This is a genomic window from Halalkaliarchaeum desulfuricum (assembly GCF_002952775.1).
In the GTDB taxonomy this organism is placed as follows: Archaea; Halobacteriota; Halobacteria; order Halobacteriales; family Haloferacaceae; genus Halalkaliarchaeum; species Halalkaliarchaeum desulfuricum.
Genome location: NZ_CP025066.1, coordinates 671,046 through 694,737 on the forward strand (window position 1 = coordinate 671,046; position 23,692 = coordinate 694,737).

A 23,692-nucleotide genomic window follows, 5' to 3' on the forward strand; every position below is an offset into this window, starting at 1 on the left:
AAACCTGTCCGCCTCACTTTTCACGCTTAACTAAACACCGCCAATCAGAATGCCCCAGTATTTATATTATTCCTGTACCGCTATCTCGGTCATGAACTCCGGCAAGGGCCCTTCGATCTCCCGACGACGGTCACTGCAACTCTTACCTCTATCACTTATTGGACTTGGATTAGGCACCACTCGTGAGGCTGCCTCCGAAGGAGTCCGCTTCAATCCGATCAGTGATAATGTCACCATCCCTGCACCAAATCTGGAGGAGGCTTTTTTGCCGACCATGAAAGGAACTCCACTAGTTCCGAGATACGAGGTTGATACTGGGTGGGATGAACTCTCTTATGACGAATTTCTCGATGTTCAGCTTCAGTTCGATCCCGATGTATTTTTGTTCCATCGCAACGCCGGGCGCAGAGGCTCAATCGAAATTGACGGAATTCCGGATAACTTCCGCGAGCTTGGTCGCATGGCGATTGATACTGGAATCCCCGGACTAATGACCCGATCAAATACGCTGTCACCTTGGCAAGCGCAACCCTGGTATGAAGGACTAAACGAGGAAGAGCAGTTCACCTATCCTGATGGGTCGGCGGTGACAGAGATCGACGCACTCGTAGCGAAAAACCGAGACGGTGACCCCCATGTTTTAAAAGAAGAGGATCAGGGAAGCGTCAAAGTGCTCTCTCCTTTCGCAGACGGAACCATTGAGTTCCTTGCTACGCCGATGATTGAGGCGGTCGAATTCGGATATTCCACCTTCTTTATCGACTTCGCTAAACTACAACGGCTGGGCGGTCTCGATCATTCGGTTTGGGCGGAATCAGCGTTTCGTGACCACCTCGAAAAGTTGTCGTCTAATGAACTTCGAACCCTGGGACTGGAAGATGATGATGTCGATTCGTTCGACGTATCGGAATACTTGACGGACCTTGAACTTGGTAATGATGAACCGCCTGCAGTGGACCCCATCTACAGGGAATTCCTCCTCCTGCAGCACAAGGCGATTAAGCAGCAGTTCGAACAGGTCATCGACACCGTCCGGTCGGCAGACCTTCCAACGGAACGTGTTGAATTCTATGCTAACGGGTTCATGGGAGACGACTTCCGGAACACCCCAGACCTCATGCACATTCACGATCCATTTGACCTTGTATTTCTTGAAGATACACCCTCGGTTCCACCCGATTTTGTCAGGGATTTCGTCTACAAGTTTGGGGTTGCGGCTGGCCATTTCCAAAAACCGGTCATCCTCCACCGGTCCATGTGGGAAGGATACGACGCTCTCCAAGGGTTAGATCCGGCGGATGAGTACCCGACCCTATTGCAACTCCAAGTCGCTGAAGCGTACGCTAATGGATGTCGGAAACCACCTAATTTGTCGGGGGGAGCGGGCCACACTCACCGAGAAAAAGTGGTCAATAACTGGGTGCGTGAAGATGGCACAGTTCCGGACGTCTTGCTGGACTTCGTTAAGTTTGTGCGAGTTCACGAGCGATTCCTGATGGACCCCGATCCGGAGAACGATGTCGCTGTCGTCTATTCGCTGCCGACGATGCTCTGGCATTACGCACCCGAGTGGGACTGGTACGCAATGGATCATATTGAGTCGTTCAGGGGCGCAGTACAGATCCTACGTCGGTTGAATTACGCGTACGATGTCATCATCTTTGGCCATGATGACCTCTGGGATGACTCTGAACAACTAGACAGACTCGCTCAGTATGATGCAGTATTGTTCCCAAACGTTGCGGCAATCAGTGACGAGCAAGTAATGGCTCTTAACGAGGCACTAGATCAGGGTACGACTATGATCGCTACCGGAGGGTTCCCGTCCCGCGACGAGCAATATATGACCACTATCGACACCGGCGAGTCGGTGACCCACAGGAATTCAATCGTATTTTCCGACGACTTGACGTCGTCAGCGTTGGACACTACGGTTCCGGATGATCTGAACGCGGCGTTAACAGATTCTGTCACTCGAACGATCCGGTTCTCGGGGGACATTGACGTCGGCCTGACGATCATGGGACAAGCCGACAACGAACAGACTATCATACATTTCGTGAATTACGAATACAATCCGACTGACGATTCCATGGCCGTGCATACTAGTCTCAACGTCACAATCGACTTGGAAGCCGTTACTGGTGTTCACTACTACTCGCCGAAAGGCCGTGGCGAACTCTCAACGGATGTCAATGACGATGGATATCAGGTGACGATTCCTCGACTAGAAACGTGGGTGTTCCTAGTTGTCAATCACTCTACTGAGGATCTTATGCCGCCCGGAAGTGAAGATGAAGCACGAGCCGCGATCGTCGAGGCTGATTCCGCGATCTCGACCGCAGAAGACGAGGGACGGACGTACCGGCTGTACCGCGCAACCCGTCGACGTGAGAACGCGGAAGCCTACTTCGATCACGAGTCTTACAAACTGGCTAAGGAGAACGCAACCAAGGCCAAACAGGAGGCTGAAATGGCCGTTGCGCCGCCCTCTGTCGGATTTTATACCGGACATGATCCGAGAGATCTGTACAGATCAGACGTCATCGATGACTTGGCCTGGTATTTCCGCGGTGTTGAGTTCGACACTGTGGATCACCTTTCCGATCTCGAAGATGGATCATTCAACCTTTTAATCGTCCCGCCAGCTCTGCCTTGGAAAGGGAGCAGATACGAATTCAGCACCGCAGATTTAGACTTATTAGAGGAGTTTGTGGACGATGGGAACGGATTATTGATTGTTGGCAGGGGGGACATAGACTCCGACATCAATCTGCTCTTGGAGCGATTCGATATCGAAGTCGATCTGGCGCCAATTGACAGTGAAAGTCGAGACGTTTACGCACGAACTATCCTTCACCCCCTCAGTAAGTTAACCCCGAAGTTGGATATGACCTTGGGGACTCCGCTATCTACAGTCCCAAACGAAATGACGGTTTTAGCAGAAATTCCGGATGATTCGAACGCGTTTCTGGATCATTCTGGAACCGGGACGAAGGACATGGAGGATGAATCTGCTGCTGGAAAACCTGTGTTTGGTTATCGGCCCTACGGTGACGGCACCGTCACTTACTTTGGGAACAACACGTTGTTCGAGGATATCAACCGAGACAACTATTCATTAGAAAGAGAGGTTGTGTGGAACTATATCGACGTTGTCGGACAGGTCCTAGCCCGAACCGATGCAGGAGAATCAAGAGAAAATAATCTCAATGATGAGGATGATACAGATGAATCACAAGACCAAACGGACAGTGAGGACATCGAGTCTGCGAAGACAGAACAAGTACCAGGATTTGAAATCGGGACAGCAATTGCTGCAATATGTGGGACGTTGTACCTACAAAAACGTCGGTTCGAAGATAGAAGAAGAGATGAAGATTCGTAAATAGAACCTACCAAACACAACATAACAACGGTATCAATCTGGTGGATTGCTGGTAAACTATAATACGTTCATTTACAAGATTACCTATGGAGCCCGCTACCTGAGCTAACCACGGCAACGACTGTATTGTTTTTGCTCGTTCAGTGATACCTAATCGTTGTTCTTGGCGGAAAATCAGCAGCAGGAACTGAGTCGGCAGACAGATCTACCGACAGGCGGGGAGAACGTGAACTGAGAGAGCTGTCGCTCACGCTGCCTGCATCCGGCCACTGAGCGCCGCCGCACCTTCGACTCCGGGATTCTCCGTCAAACGGTTCTGCAAGCCGCTGTCGATCAGAAGTCCATCAAAGCCGTCACCGACACTACTCGTGAAAGCTACCCCGACGATTACACCCTTACACAACTGCACACCGTTCTAGCAGATGACCTCGAATCCACCGTCAACACCCTCTTTGCCCAACAGGCGGCGATGATCCTCGGGCCGGGGCCGAGGATCATCTGCCTCAACTTCGTCGATATCCACTACCACGGCTGTCCACACGCTGAGGCTGGTGAACTCTGCCACACGAAACCCCGCGATGGAACCTCCCAGTGCCATCGCTACCTCGTCGGATTCGTCCTCCGTCGAGCCAAACCACTCATCGTTGCAGTCACGCCAGTCCGTGGTGATGAATCGAAAAGCGACGCGATCGAGCGACTGTTCGACCACGTCGCGGCTCTGCCGTTCACCGTGGCTGGTCTCCTCGCCGACCATGGTTTCTACAACGACGCGTCAATCAAGCGACTGGATGCCGTGGCACCAGTCGCTCTTCCGATCATCCGCCGTGGGAAGCAGATGGCCGAGAAACTGGACACGACGGTCTCCTACTGGACGGAGTACGTGATGTACAAAGGAAGCGAGCGGGAACTGCACTTCCCGCTCGCGGTCTGTGTCTCCTACAAGCAGGGCAATCGGGGCAAACACGGCTTGCTCGTGCGGGCGTACGTGGCGTGCGATCTGGCCGATGTACGCCGAAAGAAGTCGAAGCTCTCTACCAGCACCGCTCAGCCATCGAGACAGCCTTCCGGACGATGCGCGAAGCGCGTGCGCGTACGAATACAACTGATCCGGCCGTTCGGTTGTTGTTCATCCTCGTGAGCTTCCTGCTGCGGAACTTGTGGGTGATCATCCGATGGGGCGTGCTCGCCACGCCGCGGCGCGGCGGGCGAGCACTCCCCGTCTGGTTCCGTTTCGAGGTATTCGGGAGTGGGTTGATCACGCTCTCGACGAGACGTTACGCCGGAAATGGGAAGCGCCGACCAACGGTGTCGGCATCCCGACAACCTACAGCCAGCTGGACGCGGGCTGAGGCCGCCCGCGTCCAGCGATCGTCTCGTGAATAGAGCGATAGCTGTAGGGTTCGTATAGATAACTTCTGAAGATCCCTCCGACATAATTTATTTAAGATTGCCAAGGAATGATCGGATCATGTTAGACGATCCGGTTCACCCTCCACGTAGATGTCTTCTGCAGAGTATCGGGGGGATTATCGCGTTATCACAATTCACTGGGATTGGAGGCGGACAAGAACCCGGAGTCACCGTCAATAAAGACTCTAATGATGTCACGTTATCTAATGAGTTCATCGGCGTAGAATTTAAGCGAGAAAACGGTGGCATCAAACAAATTGAAGCACACCAGACAAACACCTACCTTCGTGATCCAGACGGACCCGCACCCGCCGGAATTTGGGAACTTACGTTTTACCATCCAGAATTTGACCATCTTTCAACTCAATCTTGGCTAAGTGGTGAGCCAAATATTCAAACATCTCAGCAATCGGATATGGCACAGGTCCAACTTTCGTGGGATGTTGATGTCCCAATCAGGACACATGAAGACGAGAGCTACCAAGAGATGTTTACTGGTGTCGTAACGGTGACTACGACGATCTTCGCTGAAGAACCCACTCTGTATTGGACCGTTGACATAGAGAACAATGCTTCTGTAGCTATTCGTGGGGTTCGATGCCCCCATATCACTAATATTACCGAACTTGATTCAAACGGCACGGATGCGATTGTTGCCCCGATTAGGATGGGTCGTCGGGTCGAAAATCCCATTCCACTGAGTCACAGATACGCTGTTCGGTATCCGTCAGGATTCGGGACGATGCAGTTTACAGCATACACCAACCCAAATGGTGGATTCTACTTTTCGGCCCAAGACACTGGTGGGCACATGAAAGAGTTTACCTGGGCATCACAATGGACGGGTGATGAGCACATACACTTTCACCATGAGTATAAAACACCACAGCGGCCTGGTGAAGACATCTCTATCCCATATGATACGGTGTTAAGTCCTCACCAAGGAGATTGGTATGACGCTGCTGATAGATACCGTGAATGGTTCGGGAATAATGGAATGTTGCCGGAATCTGAGCTTTCGGTTCCAGATTGGTACCGTGAGCGGGGAGCAACAATCAGAGGGAGAAGTTATCAACGCGAAGAACAATCCGACGAGCATGATTTGACGTTTGCTGAGACTGCAGAGGGAATCATTCAAGCACGGAAACGCCTCGGTACGCCCATCCAATTTGACTGGTGGGGTTACCAAACGTATGGAAATATTGGGTTCGGTGATTGGTTTCCTCCAAAAGAAGGTTGGGAGTCATTTCGGGAGACTGTCGAAGAGTTGAAAGATCACGATATTTTGCCGTATGGAATTACAAACGTTGCAAACCTCTATGAATCCTCTGATGTTTGGAAAGAACAACCCGAAGAAGCAGAGACCTGGGTACGCCGGAATCCCGATCAATCAAAAAAGAGCCATATCAGCTCACAGGGAATTAAAACGTTCCGTCCGCACTTTACTTCGAAAGGATGGCACGATGTAATCGTAGAAAACTCACAGATTTGGGTAGAGGAAGGGGCAAAACAGTTATGGATTGATGGATTTCCCTGGTATAAACCATTTCGGGAATGTTATGCTGAATCACATGAGCATCCACCAGGACTCTTTGGAAGTTGGTGGGCAAATGAGTGTAAGCTCAAATTTAATAAGTTACGAGAGAAAATTCATGAAATTGATGACACTATTTTATTTAGCGGTGAAGGGATTACAGACTACTTTTTAGGCGAGTTGGATATTCAGCATAGCAGAGATGTAGTCATTGAAACACGTGGATCTATGGGATTTGAGTCTGAGGTTATCCCACTTACTCAATACACGTTTGGGGACTTTCTTTTGATGCGTGGTATTTTACCTTACTGGCTGAAGACGAAACCGTTCACACCAACACCGAAGTATCTCCGCTTGGCCTTAGCGCGGTCAGCAAAATGGGGAGCACTTCCAAATATCCGAGTCGCCCTACGTTCTTACCACTTCCAACAAGACGAATTGTATGATGAGGACTTGATGGAATATGCCTCACGAATAGCATGGCTGTTCTCTCTTCATGGCAGACGATTCTTAACTGGTGGAGAACTACTTCGGAATGTATCAATTGAGTCACCGTCAACAGAAGTAACAGCCACAATAGGAGACCAGACTGAAGGTGAAGAACGGAATTTTATAACATCAAGTATTCACTCATCAGCCTGGGAAACCGCTGAAGATACAGAAAGAGCAGTATTACTAACAAATATCACAGAAGAGACTGAAACAGTATATGTTTCGCTAACCAATCATATTTTTGAGGGGGTTGACGAGCCTCTATTTTATGTCATAAGAAATGGAAAGTACAGTAGGCTTAATAATGCGGATACAAGAAAGGTTGAGCTGGAACTCGGTTTCAATGATGTCGTCATGCTGGTGGCAGCACCAAATACGGACGACCGAGATGCTGCTCTTAACCGCGTAGTTGAGGCTCAAGAGCAATTCTCACCGAACGAAGAGGGAACTGAGTTGATCGCTGCACAGCGTGCGTTTGTTGATGGTGAATTTGATGAAGCAATCAGTATAGCAGAAGATGCTATTGATCAGGCCACAGAAGAAAGTGATGAAGAAGCCGTCGATTCAGAAGATCTTGATGAATCACAAACGCCCGAATACAGTGATACTAGGGTTCCGGGTTTCGGTATCGGCAAGACACTAGTTGGACTTGGAGGAACTGCATATTTTCTCAAACGTAAACTAAATATTGACAAAAAAGACAATACAAATTAACTATTTTCTAGGAGAATAAGGCGAAGCATTGGCACTAGCTTCCGATTGAAAATAAATCAGCTTTAGGAATAGGTTCTTGGTGAGCATTTATTCCAACATGCATTATATATAATAATAGTTGAATGATAGATTGCTCCTCTGAACACCTCACTCGTCCCGACTCGTAAATTCAAATTGACATTCGACCGCTGATGTGTACAAGGGGCGAATACATCAACTAATGATCCCGAGTCATGCAAATTGATTTGTGTGTGTTTTAGATCAATGACTGGCTTGATCTGTTCCATTTCATCGAGAATCAATCAAATACCTGCTGTGAGGTAAAATAGCAAGTCTTACACTGACTAGTTCCGGAATCATGGATAGTATTGAAATGATCAGTATAGTATGAATTTACAGTTATCTTACTTACAGCTGGGAGGGAAGTAAATCGCGTCCGAGTCAGAAATGCGAACGACAACGATTGACTCGCTGCTTAACCTGTCTCCACCCACTTTTTGATTAGTCTCGACCGACTCTAAAGGGTGCGTGTTGACGGACATCTTTTTGTTCGCACCAATTTTACTACCGACATAGAATTGGACATCTATGGTTCCGTGATTGTCGTGTTTCAGTTCGACTTGCAGGAACCGCTGAATGTCATCTTGGCGGTGGTCTCTTTACTCACCTCTTGTGGAAGCAAGACCCTGGTGAGATTATGCAGATATTTCCGATTCACATCGGACAACTAAGCGACGGATGTTTGTGTCGCCAAACAGGCTTGTTGTAATGCCACTACCTTCAATCGTAACGGTGAGTTCAACAATATCGGTCCCCTCGTCCTCACAGGCGATTTTCCCACAAATATCAGCAGAGTCGCCGGAGCCGAATGATCCTTCATCCCACTCGACATCAACAACGTTGGGCTCTTCGTTGTCTTGAGTCGCTACTTTCACGTCCACAATCTCTATGGCGGCGTCCTCTTTGAAGCGGTTCTTAATCGAGACCAAAGATCGCTTCTCGTTTTCACCCGCAGTGACGACGACTTCAGGGAGATTTTCGTCAGAATTTTCGTCCGCCTGCACCTCATATCCAACAAGCGACTCATCGTCAGGGCCGACCTCGGCGTTTACGGCGCGCTCGACAGTTCCACTGCTGAATGCATCTGTACCGAGCGTGAGCGCACCGGCGCTCGTGCCGCCAAGGAGTAGGATGAGGGTTCGTCGGTTCATGAGAAGCGGATATAATTTTACCTCGTGGCGTAAGTGATCTCCGAGTCGCGTGTGTCTCCTGTAGGTCCGGTTATCAGGACTCGATACAGGTCATCCCCGTTTCGGAGACCGGTGGTCTTCCGATAAGGGATAAACCTGTGTTGCCTGCTCAGTCAGCGGTGATCGTTATATCGCCACTCATGTCGTTGCGGCGAATTTCGCTTTGGGCGTAGAAGCTAAGTACCACATATACAGATTCGCCGGGGTCGACGTCTTCGATCGACACCTCGGCGTAATAGTCATCACCTTCGGGGTCGGTGTCTGCGGGGGCGTTCCCGTCAGAATCGACGAGGATTAACCCGACATTTGCCTTCCGGTTCCTCGAAGGATTATCTCCCTCGAATCGAACGGTAACGTTCTGCTTCTGCGTGCCTTGATTCCGAATGCTGAATGCGTGATCAGTTTCAATAACATCGTCCTCCTGCTGCACGAGTAAGCGATCTTCCCAGTGTGACGGCTCGTCGATATTCTTGGGAGGAGTTCCGAGCTGGTATGTGGAACCAGCGTTAATCCCTGTATCCATGCCATTATAGCCGTTACTGAAATCGATTACAAGCGCTTCTGCATCAGCGTCATACCCTCCATATTGTCTCGATTCTGTCGTTACGATGTCGCCTGTCTCCGGTCCCGGTTCTAGACCAAGCAGGCTGACGGAGTCATCAGTGATTTCAACGTTAACCGCCCGCTCGACCTCGGCGGCACTGAACGCACCACTACCCATTGCAGCCGCCCCGCCGGCGGCGAGCGATCCCATACCGATCACGAACTTGCGTCGTTCCATAGGTTCTCTCACCTTCGTTTGCACGCACGCCCATGGCGCGGAACCGCACCGCACCACCCGAGCGCGCTCAGTCCTTCATATACCCCAAACCCATACTGTATTGACCCACCAGAGAAATCTCAAGCCGTCTTTGTGAGTTGTCGCTGGTTGTTCACGCCGTTCTTGAGTATCGGGAGTTGTGTTTAGTGACGTATTTTATCCCATTACGCTAAGCCTGACCGCTGACTTATGAATTCTCTGACAAAAAACGAGGTGAATTAATGGAGATAACGAAAACCCCCCGACATCGAAAGTACATTTTTGTGGGGCTTATATCGGTTCAACGACTGATCTGGCTCAGGCTTAACCTTCGATCGATTATAGGTAGCTCAGACGGTGCTTGAAACCGTCCACGGGATATCACATATGATGGTTCCACCGTTATGGAGGACTACCCGTGTCGCCTTCCGGTAGATGCAAGATGTCTTCTTTAGGACGCCGACCGCCAGTTTCCTGGAAGAACGCCCTTTAACTTTGCAAGAGATCAGTAAGATACATCGAAGTCCTATGGACGCTTCACGCGAAACACTTATTTCGGAATTGCAGTCGATTGTCAGCGAACTGGGGCACGTACCACTCCCGGAAGAGCTCGACGAGTACAGTTCCCACGGACTCGGCGCCTACATGGATGCGTTCGGATCATGGCATAACGCAATTACGAGCGCCGGATTCGAACAACCAATGGGGCGACGGATACCAGATAACGAACTGCTCGCCGAACTTCGGCGTGTAGGTGAAGAGCTTGAGAAAACCCCATCGGAAGGGGACATGACTGAACATGGAGGATATGGCGCAGCCACGTATCGAAACCGGTTCGATTCCTGGTCAAACGCGGTAGCAGCCGCGGGTTTCGATCCACATAAAAGTCGGAAAGAACGCTCACGTGAGGAACTCATCTCAGAACTTCAGCGGTTGGCCGACTCCCTCGATCGGTCTCCATCATACACGGACATGGAGGATCAGGGCAACTACGCCCCAGAAACGTACAACAACGAGTTCGGATCCTGGAATGAAGCCCTCGATGCTGCAGGGCTAGAGAGACGCAGGGTCCAAAAACAATCTCTTGACGAACTGACCACCGAGTTGCAGAGACTGTCAGACCAACTCGAACGCCCGCCACGGAGCATCGACATCGAAGAGCACAGTGACTATAGCGTCGGTGTCTTTTACAACCGCTTCGGCTCGTGGGAATCGGCTCTCGAAGCGGCCGGAATCGATCCGCCGCAATCACCGCCCCGAGAGAAACTCATCGAGGAACTGCAGACCATCGCTGCCGAAACCGATGGCCGGCCTACGGTTGATAGGGTGAATGAGATGGGGACGTATAGCATCTATCAGTATCGCAAAGAGTTTGGATCATGGGGAGAGGCGGTTGAAGCCGCTGGCTTCGAGTCACGCGAACCGTCACGACAAATCCCGACTGAGAAACTCCTCGATGAGTTGCAGTTCCTTGCTGATGATCTCGGTCGAACCCCCCGGATGGACGATATGCAAAAGGACGGTTCCTTCAGTCCGACGACATACTACAATCGGTTTGGTTCGTGGAGTACGGCAATCGAAGCTGCCGGGCTTTCGGAGATGGACTGAGGATGGGACCCTTTAGCCATCAGACTGTATCAGTATTTCCGTCCGTTCCAGAGAATTCCGGGCGAAAAGAACGAATCCGAATTGATGTGTAGAACGTCTATACACATCATTCCAGACAAGATATGAATCCAAATCGAAACAATCCCAGTGCAAAACTCGCGCGTTGTATCTTGCATACCAGTACAAATATCATTTTATCAGGCAGTTCCCCCCGCGATCAGTACACACCGCTACTGATCGGTTGAGAGCAAATCTATGACACACTGAATTTTTGAAGGAGTCTCGGCAACTTGACCAGGAAAGAAGACACTTGCCAACCTTACAGATACAGATGTACCGTCTGTTGTAGAGAATGTAGGAATCGGCTCAAAGGACGAGGAGAAGGTAGCGCCGACATCGACACGGTGCAAAAGCGCGGGGAGGTGTACGAGTTGAAAGGAAACTGAAGAAGGCGTAGGCGCTACGGTTTCACAAATGGTGTCGGGCCCTGAGTCAGTGAGACCGACTGTCAGCACGACTATACAGCAATTGCGTTCTAGTCTGTATACTTACATAAAGGGGTGTACGATGTTTTCGGAGTCGAACAGTCTCGTACACAAGGGTCGGACCCCCTGCTGTACACAGGCACACCCCGGCCGTACACCCGTATCAGAGCAGATGCGTCACCGGTCAAAACGGGGGGTGTACACTCCACATTATTGTGGTATGTAGTGGGGAAGAGACCCCATTCAGGGGCTGTCCCCAGATTATGATTGAAGAATGATATTTGCACGTTTGAACAACCTGAACGCATCGACTCGGTCGCCTTCGACAACTCCCGGAATGGTCCACACCGCGTCATGGGAGGAGTAGTTCGGTGCGCCCTTTCGACTCCTCTGCAGTCGGTCGTTCACCCGCCGCGGAGACCAGTTCGATGCCCGACCGCCGAAGCGACCGCCGTCAAGCGTGATGATGCCGTGATCGATGAGGTGGTTCCAAAACCGTACCATGTGCTGCCTGTTCTCGAAGAGCCAGACTGTGGGGCCGGCTTCCTTCACTCGCCACTGCTCGAATTTGTTGCGCCAACTCTCCGTTTTTCGGTGGTCAGTCAAAACCTCTACGCGCGCCAGCTGCTCGCCGTGGCTCCACAGCCGAAGATCGGGCCTTTGTGGGAGGTTTACTCTCGGGTAGATCTCCACACTGCTGACGCGTTCGAGGTTTCCGAAGAGGTAGGCTGCGGCGAGTGTTCCCTTACGATGTTCCATTAGTTCGTTACCATCCCGGAATGTCGGCGGCCGCGTGTGTTCGTCGAGGACCCACGGCGGATAGATCTGGTCTTGGTTGGAGAAGATGTGCTCGATGACCTCCATACAGGTCTGCGACGGAAGCCACGCACACCGGCGTCCGGCGAGGTAGACGTTTTCGCCTCTCTTTGCGCTTTTGAAGAATCCACGCTCAGTTAGTTGCTGGTGTTCGTCGCTCCAATCGGGTTCCCAATTCTCGCCGCACAGTTCTCGGAGTGTGGGTTCGTAGCCGCTGGCGATTGACCTCAACTGCCCGTGAACTGTGTATGAGACGCCGTTGAACCAGGCGGCAACTCGAAAGAGAATCCGGGCCTGTGGTTTAGTGATTCCGTAGGTCTTTGCTTTGTCGAAGGGTGGTCGTTCTCCCATACGGATGGTTCTGCATCCATCTTTTAAATCTACGCAAAGTTGCGACGCCCATAACCCGGGATCCTGAAATAACTGACGGCTACTGTCGAATCAGAGCCGCGAGCCTCCGTTCGACAATCTGCGACGGCCACGCTGATTCGATTGTGTCACGGTCAACCCCGAGGGTCTCCACGGCTCGACTTACGAGCGGTGGTGAGATTCCCTGTTGCTCAAGGAGGTACGAGTACGTAGTCACCTGGAGCTCGTACCGACGTCGTGACTCCGGCGTTTGATCCGTCAGTGTAATCTTCACGTCGGCCACGTGCCGCTTTCCCGAGGGTAACTCGACGACAAAGTCCGCCTGACCGTGTATCTCAAATTCGACATCAGCTATTTCTACGAGACCGTCTATCGGTCGTTCGACGGAGACCTCGGTCTCCGGGTTCTGGATCAGACTCCAGAGATCGGATTCGAGGAAGTCCTCCAGAACGCTCTCGAAGAAGGTAAACATCCCCTCGCGTTCGTCTTCGCCGACCCTCGGTGTCGCAGCAGTGAGAACCTCGTCGAACGTTCTGCGGACTTCTGGTCCCACGGTTCGGAGGGACCGTTCGGGGACGTCGCGGACGACTAGCTCTGTGAGGACGGCGTGGAGGCAGCTACCGACTTCCTCCGGTCCGAGAAGATCGAACTGAAGCGGTAGATCGTCGGGAACGTCGTTCGTGTCCGTGTGGAGTGGCTCGCCAAGTAAATGCGCGATGGTGTGCTCGTCCAGCGTTTCGGTCAGCGGGTACATCGTACTGGGGTTCAGGAACCGTGGGATCCAGCGTTCGAGACTGTCCCGATGTGGCGGAGATTTGGAGATTTCGTTGTTCGGCGTCTCGGAGGTAGTCGGCCACCAATCCGCGAACAGGTCGGCGTCGTTGACTCCAATCTCGATAACGTCCCTGTTCGGGTCCGAGTTGTCGATCTCAAGTATGTATGAGTCGGTGCCACGGTGGTCGTATTCGAGCCCATCGCGGATCGTGTCGAGCCAGCGATCCCGTAGTTGGTCTTCCTCCAGATCGGAGCGAGGTAACGGGACGACGAGATGATCCCGCGCACGGGTCAGCGCCACGTACAGTAATCGCCAGGCTTCAGCCCGTTCCTCCGACACGACGCGACGGAGCCGGTTAGGGCCGACGAGTTCGTCACAGCTCGCCGTATCGGAGACAGAATCGAGCCATCGAGCTGTTGCCCAACGGAGGCCAGTATCACGGTCCCAGCCGCCCGGGTTCTCGTACAGCCCCCCATCGAACGAGGGAATCGTGATGTCACACGGTATGTTTGTGTTGGTCGGTGGTGCGATCCCGGCGATCGGTCCCTGAGTGATGAACCGCTGAGTATGCGCCCCACGCGACCAGATGTCGAACCCGGGGTCAGCAATAACGATGACGTCATCTTGATCGCCTTTTGCGCTATGGGCGGTTCGGAACTCGACGTCGTACGTGGCTCCCGTCGTGCTCGGTTGTGCCGGGCCGTCGTCAGGATCGTCACGGAACGGCTGTACGAGATCCGTTAGCTCGCTAGGTGGGTAGTGCGTTTCTCCCTCCCATTGCGTGAGGGTTTCGACGAGCGCATCGAGGTTGGCGACTCGCTGTTCAGGATCAGTCCCGGCGACGATCTCGTACGGATCGGCTCTCAATGCGAGAGCTTCCGTGATCTCCTCCACGTACACGCTGGCTGGGTGGCGCTGGAAGAAATCACTCCGATCTCGGAGTCGGCGAAGCTCGCGCAGCGTTCGTCGTTGCGCCTCCGTAAACTCGGCTGCATCGTCGTCGAGGACACGGTCGATATCCCACGAGTGGGCCTTGAACACGTTTGAGTCCTCGACAACGTCCAGCGGTGACTCGGTCAGGAGTGCTTCCGTTCGCTCGGGAGAACCGGGACGTGTCAGCCAGTCGCAGACGGCGAACACCGTTTCGACGGCAGGGCAGTCGAACAGCCCCTCACCCCTGGTGTGAACCCGGAGTCCTTCTGCAGCGAACGCGTTCTCGTAGTCGGACATTCGCGTGCCGCGTCGGAACAGTACCGTTACATTCAGCGGCTCACCGTCCTCGTCACAGAACGTTCCGTCGGCGAACCCTCGTGAGATATGTGTCGCCAGCATGTTCGCCTCTCCGACTTCACAATCGGGGTTCGCCCATGTCTCCGATCCGGGATGGCCAACTCCAGTGAACGAAGAGACATGAATTGCCGGGCTGTCGTCGCCTTCACGGGCTGCGTCCAACGGTGGGTACGAGGTGTCAAGGTGGCCAATACCCCCGCGAGCTGGATCGGTGAACATCGGCTCGGCGATTGCGTTGATGCCTGCGGCGATGTCGGGCACGCACCGGTACGTCGTCGTCGCGGTCCGGTTTTCGTGGGTGTCCCAGTCCACGCCGAGATACTCACCGTCGGTTGTTGCGGCGTCGAACCACGCCGGGTCGGCGTGTCGCCACAGATAGATCCCCTGGAGTACGTCACCACAGGCGAATACGCGCGAATCCGCCGTTACGATGTGTGAGAGTGCTGCGTGCTGGATGGCGGAAACATCCTGAGCCTCGTCGATGACCAGGCTCCGGATCCGTGATCGATACTTCTGAAGGATACGACGGCGATGTGAGCGGTCGATCGTGCGAATTGGTCCCGGGAGATGAGATCGGTCGTCCGACTCATCGAAATACGCGTCTACGAGGTACGCGACGTCGGTGTGTGACACGACGCCGTACTCTCGGACGGTTGCTCGATAGGTGGATCGGTACGCAGAAAGGAGCGTACAGATGTCGTCGATTCGATCACACCACTCCTCGTACAGTTCACGGTCGGCCTCGACGAGGCGTTCCCGATCCGAGCCTTCCACTGCATCCCGGACTTTCTCCCCAATCTCGTTGTCGTTGCCGTGGAAACACTCGACGGATCGGACGATGTCGTCGAACGAGTCGGGCTTCCCGTCGGGATACGTCGAGTTACGTGTCCGCTCCAGCTCCGACCGGAACTCCGCGGTCGAGAGACTCTGGTCCCGACAATACGTTACTGCGGCTTCCAGCATCTCGGCAACGCTGTCGTCGTACTCTCCGGCCGGGTACGCAGTCTCCAGTTCGAGAACCCGCTGTTCGTACTCCGAGTCATTCCGGAGAGCCTCGTAGCAGTCACGGTGAACCCGTTTCAACAGCGCGTCGTTTCCGACCGACGGCATTTCGTCGAACCCGACGTCGTGAGCGACCTCCTGAAGGAGTCCACGTAGCAGGCTGTCGATAGTCCCAACGTAGGGTGCCTGCCGAACGCGCTGGAGGAGGTACTGTAGTTCCTCTTCGGAGACTTCGGACGCAGCCGGAACGAGTTCGTGTTCGACGATCGTCCGGAGACGGTCACAGACATCCGGAATAATGTCTGCTGCCTCGTCTCGGTTGAACGAGATCACCGCAACGTGTTGCTCCGGTGTCGGATCACCAGCCACGTATCGGCGGAGGATGTCCTCGGCAGCGAGGTGATGGGCGACGACCGATTTCCCGGACCCGGGAACGCAGTTGAGCGTGAACAATCCGGTTTCGTGGTCGAAGTAGGCCTCTCTGATCGCTCGCTGTGCATCCTTCAACACGAGGGGATCGATGTCGTCCCCTTCGGTATCGTCAGTCATCGTTTCCCTCCGTTTCCGCGGCGACGAACCCCCGTATTTCCGGTGGAAGTTCCCGTTCACACCCGAGCAGGCGCTGTCGGGCTTCTTCGGTGATCTGTCGTGTATCGAGGTGGTCGAGGAGCGGAGAACGAGGGACGTCGTCGTTGTCGGTCGTTTGCGTGTATCTCGTAACGACGACGCAGCGGTTCGCCGACTGTAGCGTGTCGAGGAACTGGTCGCGGTCGCGGCCACCTGCCCACGCCGGCTGGGGTGCGAGCTTTCCCGACTGTCCGTCCCCCCGAAGGAGCGCTTCCTGAAACTCCGGCGGGAGTGCTGACTGTGACGGTTGTGGCCACTCGTCGGCCGTCAGTCCGAGCGCGATCACGTACGGAACATCGAGTGCCCAGATGTCGTTCGCCTCCAGGATGTCCAACGCACGCGCGTTCGAGTGTTCTCGGCGACCAGGACGCTGCGTGGCGATCACACCAGCGAGTTCAGAGACGTCGCTCCAGGAACGTTCCATCGACCCTTCTTCGAGCCGATCGGCGAACTTGTGCTGTAACTGTCGGACGAGGGTTCGAACGCGAACGACTGCACGGGCGTCGATCTCCGTTTCGAGTAGCGCCGGCGAGTCGGCAGCTTTCGTCTCCGGAAGGCCCCGCTCGGCGTACGCTTCGACGACGTCGTCGAGCAGGGACGTGACCGATTCCGGATCCGGAGACGGTGCGGACTCGACCCACTCCGCGAATTTCCGGAGCCGGTCGTCCACCTCTTCGGCTGATTCGAGCACGTCGGCCCACTCGGAGATCGATCGGGCTTCCTGTGAGAGTGCATCCGTTGATCGATGTAACTCCTCAGGTTCGATCGGCCACGCTTCGGACGTCACTTGCCTCGGCGACCACCGGAGTTCGAGTGGGCGCGTCAATGTCTCCAGATCCGGGGTATCGTTCGCCAGTACCTCACAGACTGCTGTGACGAGTGCATACGGACGAGTCCGCGTCACGCGGAGCTGTGTCCAGAATACTGGTGTGATCCCGTACTGGAGCGCCGCCCGAAACAGCGGCTCCTCGTACGGATCGAGGTCCCGGACGACGACGGCGATATCGCGGATCGGAACGTCCCGTTCTCGGAGTGCAGCTACCGTCGCCATCGCGCTTCGCGCTTCGTCTCGGCGTGTTGTCGAGACAATCTCGACCGCTGGAACGTCGGGCGTCTCGATGGATCGGGAGAGTGCGAACCGGTCCGAGGCTGTCATTCGAACACCTCCAGGCCCGGATCGGCAACGGAAAGGAGATCACGGACGCGACTCGTGAGATACTCCCCGGTTCCGGATCGGAAGTGAACGTGGATCTCGATGGCGGTCGTTTCAAGCAGCCCGTGTACGAGGTCCGTGTGTGGGGCTGAGAAACTACTGAGCCCGAGGAGCGTGAGCCGTTCGATCTGCGGGTACGTTTCTTTCCAAGCTGCTCCGTCGGTTGTCACGATCGACCGCGTCGCGCGCCGGATCAGTTCCGTTTCCGAGATCGCCTTCGACGTACGGTCTCGGAGACGTCTTTCCACGGCAAGCGCGGCTTCGAGGAACTCCTCGGCCTCTCTGTCGATCGGGCTGTATAGCGCGTCGGCCGTCTCCGACCAGGCCGAAATGCGCTCCGGGTGAAAGTTCGTGGCTGTCTCTACTTCTGTCCGGATCTGCTCCACGTGTTGTGGATCACGTGATGCCGCGTCAGACGGCAGTTGGATTTGCATCGGTTCTCCGGGATCCGAACTCTCTAGAACCGACCGGAGTAGAGTAAGACGGTCAATACGATCGATGGTCGTGGTCGGGCGTCCGGCTTCTTCCAGCACCTGTTTACACAGTCCCACCGGATCCTCGAAAATGAAAGCGTCCTTCGGTTGCTTTGCTTCGCGTAGTCGTCGCTGGACGTTCCGTTGGTGGAGTTCGACCGGTGAAACAACGAGTTCCGTCGGGTTCGAACAGCGTCTGGCCCTGTTGAAGAGTCGCTCCTCGTCACCCACGTGTAGCGTCAGCTGCTCGGGAACTCTTCTCTTGTGTACCTCTCTACTATCCATTGATCTGCGACGACGAACCGTCGTTTCCGGACCTACAGCGTGCTCCCCTGAACCGTTGTCGGTCATCGGGAGGACACCTCCTCGAACAGCTTTGCCAGCCCATCGACGACTTCGCCGAAGTCATCCCCGTCCATCAATGCCTCGGAATGCTCATCGTCGTCAAAGGGGACACGTATCGCGCCCGCTCGCTTGCTGATGTAGAACGTTGCGCGACGAGACCGACCGAAGAACAACGCGATAGTCGAGCGAGGAACACCAGCGTCGAGAAGACGACGAAGGAGTTCGTCCCGGAGCCGGTCCATCATCTCCTCTTCGGTCTCCGGGATTCGACCGCGGACCGTTCGTCCGATATCGTCCGGATACCCCCATTCGTCGGTATCCAGATCTTTGTCGATTAGCGGCTGGTCCAACGAGTCCACTTCCTGATCGACCGACATCAACGACCAGAGGCGCTCGATGATCGACGTCCGAGCGGAGCCACTCGTGACCGCCCGAATCTCACTCGTTGTCGCTGGACCGTTTTCGTAGAGGTAGGTCAGGATCTCGATGTCCTTGTACAGCAGGTTGACTTCGGCAGCGACGCCGTCGAGATCGAATGGGAGATCGTCGGCGGTCATTCGGTGGGTGACCAGATGATGACACGGGATACACATCGTCGTCCCGTTGTCAGGATGATCGCGGTCCACTAACTCCGGATCTTCCTGCATATGGTGTGCTTCCAAGTCGATGTTTCCGCCTCGTTCCGGCCCGCGCCGACCACAGACCTGGCATTGATACCCATCTCGCTGCAGGATTTCCTCCCTAACGCCCGCCGGGAACGTGCTGTATCCCTGGTTACGAGCCATCCGCCACCTCCATATCGATGTCGCTCCGATACTGGGTCCCGCTTGCTTCTTCAACAGCGATATCGCTCAACACCATCGTTCGACTCTCGTCCGGAGCGTCCCACCGAGTGATCCACGCGGATGCGATGACGTCCATACTGTCCGGATCAGGATCAAGAGCAACGTCACAGTCTTCGCAGACCCAAGCATCCATGAACCACGTGAGTAGGCCTAACGGTCTCCGAGCGCGGACGGTGACAGATTTGTACGGGACGAGGTTTCGACCACAGTTGCAACAGCTCGTATCTTTCGGAAGCGACCAACCGGTGAGTGCCTGTTCCGCGGCGACCTCAACCTTCTGACGCGAGTAGGACTCGACCACGCTGACGAATGGCTCGCTTTCGCCCTCGTCCACAGCGAGACACTCCAACAACTGGAGGGTTCGATCGACCTGGTACGTCAGTTTCCGAACGACCATTTCGTCGTCCAGATCCTCCTCGGTCACACGCGTCATTCGGATCCCTCCGGATCGTAACACGCACTCGTTATCTCTCGGATGTGGTTGGCGACTGGCTTCGTTGCCTCGGTAGCTTCAACCCGCTTTCCTCTTTCGTCGTAGTCTACGACCCCGAGGTCGTCCATCATCTCTAGGTGAGACTGGATCAACGCGACGTAGACGGTCGTTCGCTGTTCGCCCGTCACTTCGCTGGGAGCGACGAGATTCTCAATCGCAGCGATTTCACGGGCCAGTTCGGAGGCAGTTTGTGGCTCTTCAGACTGCGAAAGCGACAAGAGAACTTGCCGCCGCCGACTGTTCGACATCACGTGGAACGCGTCGTCGGGATCGATCGGGATGCCGTGAGCCTGATCGAGGACAGTCATCGAAGCCCTCCGGCGAGATGCTCCCCACGGCAGGTGAGCACGATTAGTTCGTGGTCCGGTTCCCCGATCAGATCGACGTAGCCGCCATCCGCGAGTTTCTGAAGTCGATCGTTCACCTCAGTGGCGGAGAGATCAGTCCTCGCAACGAGATCCCTCCGGGTAGTCGTACCGCCAATAGCACGTGCTTCTTCGACGATTCGCCTGGATCGTGCATCGTGTTCGGAGACGATCTCCGCGCTCTCGGCGTCCCGAGAGACAGAGTTATGACTCTCGACACGATTAGTGTCATTTGCTGTCATCCTTGGCAGCGATGTTCCCGGTGTTCCCGCACCGGGGGCGTTTTCAGCCGTTTCTAGGTAGTAGATTCATTATAAAAACTATTTGTATATTAATCGAACACCGCTGCTTGAACTCACCAGAGTGAGATGGATTTTATAAGTACTGGGCTGTACCTTTCTGGAAATGGGAAACTCGTCGGACGATACGTACACGCTGGAAGACGCCGAGGACGAGATCAACATCCTTCGACGTGTTGAGGACGATGTCGTGGAAGCGATCGAGAACGCCGCAACTGAAGAAGTCCTCCAGTACCTCATTGCAGAGCAAGAACTGGATATCGCCCACGACGGAAAACGCGGCCTCGGAAAGGTTCGGAAGGCAGTCCTGGAGTCCCGTCTCGCTTCAGATCGACTGAAGCGCCTCGTAAGTCTCCGTGGCGACGAGACGCCCGAGGATATCTTGGTTCCTGAAGACGTCGTTCGGAACGCCAAGGTCGCGCTCGAAGCAGGGAAACCCGTCGTGCTCTACGGCCCGACAGGCACCGGGAAGACGACGTTTGCGAAGCAGTTGGCCCGAGAAACGGGAATCGGCTATTCACTCCACACCGCGACGCCCTCCTGGACCCCGTCGGACATCATCGGTGGAATCAGCCCGGACTACACCGGAGAGTCCCTCAGCTATCGAACCAAACTCGGATGCGTCTCGGAAGGCGTTCGACGTGCCCGTCGATTCGACGTCGAATATGGCGTCATTCTCGACGAAATCACTCGGGCGGACATCTCGAAAATCTTCGGTCCGCTCTACACCGCGATTGAGAACCCCCACCAGACGATCTTCGAGACCGATGAAGGCGAGACCATCGAGCTTGACGAGCGTGTGAACATCATCTGTACGATGAACATGTCGGACCGAACGGTGAACGAACTCGACAACGCGATCACCCGTCGGTTCGCCATGATCGAACTGGACGAGTATGAGGAGGACAAGCGTCGGCAACTGTTCAAGGACTGGATCAATACGCACATTTCGGAAGCGACGGATCTGGCGGACGCCGAAATACTGCGGCTCTTCGAGCGGGACTACGAGGGAATCAACCACGGTCACGAAGCTACTGCGCAGGGCACGATCATGCGGTTCGGTCCGATGCACTACCGGGACGTAGCAGTCTTCCTCGGCGTCGGCTGCCGCGAAGGGGGCGAATACGAATACGATCAGACCGACGCGGTCGGTCAGGCGTTCCGTACCTACATCGTTCCGCGTCTCCTGAACTCGGCCGCGTTCCCGCAGGTCGAACGGATCGCCGAGCACTACCGCACGCTGAACGACGAATTCGAGGAATTCGACCTCACGCCGGCGGCGAAGTTGGCCGAACGCGAACTCGAACAGGAACGGAGACAGATGGGTTCCTACGAGTAATGAGCGCCGTTGACGAAGTCTACGAGTACGGGCAAGACACCTTCAACGTCCCAGAGCGAGGCGAAATCCGCATAGAGGGGTGTCCGTCGTCCATCACCGACCAGCTTCGTCGCGCGTCGTTCACACGCGAGAGTCCAGGCGTGTTCACGAAGAGCCAGGAGGCGCTCGACTCCGATCAGGAGTACGAGGTCATCACAGTCACCGTCGAGGGGGACGACGGCAACGTGCTCCACGTCTCCGCCACTGACATCATCGGCGTGGTGAGCCTGACGCCCTCGTCGAAGGTCCAAGTCGATCCCAAGATCGAGTGGGAGCATATCTTCGACATGCTCCTGGCCGTGTACGACCAGAATCGCTCGTTGGAGTACCACGGTATTCCGTTACAGGACTTCCTCTCCGACGACATCCACCTCGACGACGTGTTCGTCGTGCTGGCGATCAACTATCTCGACGGCCTCGAAACCATCCAGCGCAACGGGTACATCCGCGACCTGATCCTCCGACGAGTTGACAGCCTGGACGGCCGCGGGGAGATCGACGTCGAACAGACGCTGCTCAACCACGCCCGCGGGACGATCGAACCCCACTGGATCCGGAACGAAATAGAGTACGACAACGCGGCGAACTCGCTGCTCCATTACGCCGGGAAGACGCTCCTGCGACTCTTCCGGGAGAACGCTGCCGACCGCGATCACCCCGGGTACGTCCGGCTATTCTCCGAAGTCCACCGAGAGGTCGAACGCCTCGAACGGATGGGCGTTGATAGCGGGCTGGACCGCATCGACGAGTACCGCCGTATCTCGCTGGAAGACCTGCCGAAGCAGCGACGTTACTACCGGACGGCGTTCGACGTGTCGAAAGCGGTGCTGTCGTCCTCGCTCGGTCAGCAGCTCCGGGACGGCCCCCGCGAACTGGTCGTCGATTACGTGCTGAACATGGAGTCGCTGTTCGAGCAGTATTCCCAGGTCGTGATCGAGCGAGAGCTCGCTTACGTGAAGTCGTACGACCACCTCGGAGATCTCGAAGCCGTGACCCCCGTCAGATCGCCGTCAGTGAATCCGTTCGAGGGCGAGAGCCAGATCCGGCACGAACCCGATCACGCGCTTCAGGAGGGCGACGAGACGATCGCAGTACTCGACTCGAAGTACTACGCTGAGGGACACGATCCGGTGAAGGAGTCACCGTCCCGCTCGCGGCTGTTCAGCTACGCGTACCTCTTGGACTCTGACCGGCTTGCGTTCCTGTGTCCCCTCCTCGAACCGAGACGGCGTCGGGTCACGCAGACCGGTGCGGAGCTACGAATCGTCTCCCCGGAGGGCGAGTTCGCGCTGGACGTCTACGATGAGGTCATTCACGAGTACCTCCACGACGTTCTCGTCGAGGACCACCCGGAGCTCGAAGCGTTCCGCGCCGTCGCCGAGAACGACCTGTGTCTCGACGGCGTGGACGAGGGGGACCTGAGTCGGGCCAAGGAAATGAGTGGTCCGTTCACATTCAAGGACGTCCGTGACTTCTCGCTCCGCGTGGTCAAGGCGGCCGCCGACGAGCACTCCTACAACGTCCGGAACCGATACGACCTCGAACAGGACGGCGACTGGACGCGCGATCAGATTGAGGCCCGTTGCGAGCGGCGATACGAGCACACGACGACGTGTATCCCGGTGTTTCACCGCGAAGGCGGGAATGAGTGGATCGACCTGTACTTCCTGCAGAACGGCACCGGCGAGGTTGAGAAGGAAGGTCCGCTGAAGCTTCTGTAGC

General features: G+C 55.0%; 16 protein-coding genes. 6 read left to right on the top strand and 10 right to left on the bottom strand.

Annotated features, from left to right (window positions below; genetic code table 11):
• Positions 1-91: 91 nt before the first annotated feature.
• The gene (locus tag AArcSl_RS03245; RefSeq protein WP_133412117.1) at positions 92-3,388 is read left to right on the top strand and encodes a hypothetical protein; all 3,297 of its coding nucleotides are present in this window, start codon (positions 92-94) and stop codon (positions 3,386-3,388) included.
• Between the two features lie 415 nt (positions 3,389-3,803).
• Here the strand turns inward: AArcSl_RS03245 and AArcSl_RS17190 are convergent, their stop codons facing one another.
• Positions 3,804-4,142 (bottom strand): hypothetical protein, encoded by a 339-nt coding sequence (locus AArcSl_RS17190; RefSeq protein WP_217563495.1) that lies wholly within the window; start codon positions 4,140-4,142, stop codon positions 3,804-3,806.
• 81 nt (positions 4,143-4,223) lie between these two features.
• Here AArcSl_RS17190 and AArcSl_RS17195 point away from each other — a divergent pair, with 81 nt between their 5' ends.
• Together AArcSl_RS17195 and AArcSl_RS16605 are read left to right on the top strand one after the other, a co-directional pair.
• Positions 4,224-4,526 (top strand): hypothetical protein, encoded by a 303-nt coding sequence (locus AArcSl_RS17195; RefSeq protein WP_217563496.1) that lies wholly within the window; start codon positions 4,224-4,226, stop codon positions 4,524-4,526.
• A 330-nt stretch (positions 4,527-4,856) separates the two neighbouring features.
• Positions 4,857-7,538: a DUF6259 domain-containing protein gene (locus AArcSl_RS16605; protein ID WP_133412118.1), complete on the top strand. Its 2,682-nt coding sequence runs from the start codon at positions 4,857-4,859 to the stop codon at positions 7,536-7,538.
• A 695-nt stretch (positions 7,539-8,233) separates the two neighbouring features.
• Here the strand turns inward: AArcSl_RS16605 and AArcSl_RS03255 are convergent.
• Entirely contained in the window at positions 8,234-8,749 is a 516-nt protein-coding gene (locus AArcSl_RS03255; protein WP_119814968.1) for a hypothetical protein, read from the bottom strand.
• 148 nt (positions 8,750-8,897) lie between these two features.
• Positions 8,898-9,569: a hypothetical protein gene (locus AArcSl_RS03260; protein WP_133412119.1), complete on the bottom strand. Its 672-nt coding sequence runs from the start codon at positions 9,567-9,569 to the stop codon at positions 8,898-8,900.
• Between the two features lie 453 nt (positions 9,570-10,022).
• Between AArcSl_RS03260 and AArcSl_RS03265 the strand changes: the two genes are divergently transcribed.
• Positions 10,023-11,195: a homing endonuclease associated repeat-containing protein gene (locus AArcSl_RS03265; RefSeq protein ID WP_119814974.1), complete on the top strand. Its 1,173-nt coding sequence runs from the start codon at positions 10,023-10,025 to the stop codon at positions 11,193-11,195.
• 746 nt (positions 11,196-11,941) lie between these two features.
• Here the strand turns inward: AArcSl_RS03265 and AArcSl_RS03270 are convergent.
• From AArcSl_RS03270 to AArcSl_RS03300, 7 genes are all read right to left on the bottom strand, one after another.
• The gene (locus AArcSl_RS03270; RefSeq protein ID WP_119814978.1) at positions 11,942-12,847 is read right to left on the bottom strand and encodes a hypothetical protein; all 906 of its coding nucleotides are present in this window, start codon (positions 12,845-12,847) and stop codon (positions 11,942-11,944) included.
• Positions 12,848-12,926: 79 nt separating this feature from the next.
• Entirely contained in the window at positions 12,927-16,481 is a 3,555-nt protein-coding gene (locus tag AArcSl_RS03275) for a UvrD-helicase domain-containing protein (RefSeq protein WP_119814981.1), read from the bottom strand.
• A complete protein-coding gene (locus tag AArcSl_RS03280) occupies positions 16,474-17,715 on the bottom strand; it encodes a PD-(D/E)XK nuclease family protein (RefSeq protein ID WP_119814984.1) in 1,242 nt (413 codons plus the stop codon). Before AArcSl_RS03280 ends, AArcSl_RS03275 begins: the two co-directional genes overlap by 8 nt.
• Positions 17,712-18,206 carry a hypothetical protein gene (locus AArcSl_RS17310; RefSeq protein WP_245883342.1) on the bottom strand — a complete coding sequence of 165 codons (495 nt, stop codon included), beginning with the start codon at positions 18,204-18,206 and terminating at the stop codon, positions 17,712-17,714. Before AArcSl_RS17310 ends, AArcSl_RS03280 begins: the two co-directional genes overlap by 4 nt.
• 386 nt (positions 18,207-18,592) lie before the next feature.
• Positions 18,593-19,237 carry an HNH endonuclease gene (locus tag AArcSl_RS03290; protein ID WP_245883343.1) on the bottom strand — a complete coding sequence of 215 codons (645 nt, stop codon included), beginning with the start codon at positions 19,235-19,237 and terminating at the stop codon, positions 18,593-18,595.
• Positions 19,238-19,364: 127 nt separating this feature from the next.
• The gene (locus AArcSl_RS03295; RefSeq protein ID WP_119814994.1) at positions 19,365-19,868 is read right to left on the bottom strand and encodes a hypothetical protein; all 504 of its coding nucleotides are present in this window, start codon (positions 19,866-19,868) and stop codon (positions 19,365-19,367) included.
• Complete coding sequence (locus tag AArcSl_RS03300) at positions 19,865-20,236, bottom strand: DUF7344 domain-containing protein (protein ID WP_119814997.1); 372 nt, start codon at positions 20,234-20,236, stop codon at positions 19,865-19,867. The genes AArcSl_RS03295 and AArcSl_RS03300 overlap by 4 nt, the downstream gene beginning before the upstream one ends.
• A gap of 462 nt (positions 20,237-20,698) precedes the next feature.
• Here AArcSl_RS03300 and AArcSl_RS03310 point away from each other — a divergent pair, with 462 nt between their 5' ends.
• Positions 20,699-21,931 carry an AAA family ATPase gene (locus AArcSl_RS03310; RefSeq protein ID WP_119815003.1) on the top strand — a complete coding sequence of 411 codons (1,233 nt, stop codon included), beginning with the start codon at positions 20,699-20,701 and terminating at the stop codon, positions 21,929-21,931.
• Positions 21,931-23,691 carry a 5-methylcytosine restriction system specificity protein McrC gene (locus AArcSl_RS03315; RefSeq protein WP_119815005.1) on the top strand — a complete coding sequence of 587 codons (1,761 nt, stop codon included), beginning with the start codon at positions 21,931-21,933 and terminating at the stop codon, positions 23,689-23,691. The genes AArcSl_RS03310 and AArcSl_RS03315 overlap by 1 nt, the downstream gene beginning before the upstream one ends.
• Position 23,692 lies beyond the last annotated feature (1 nt).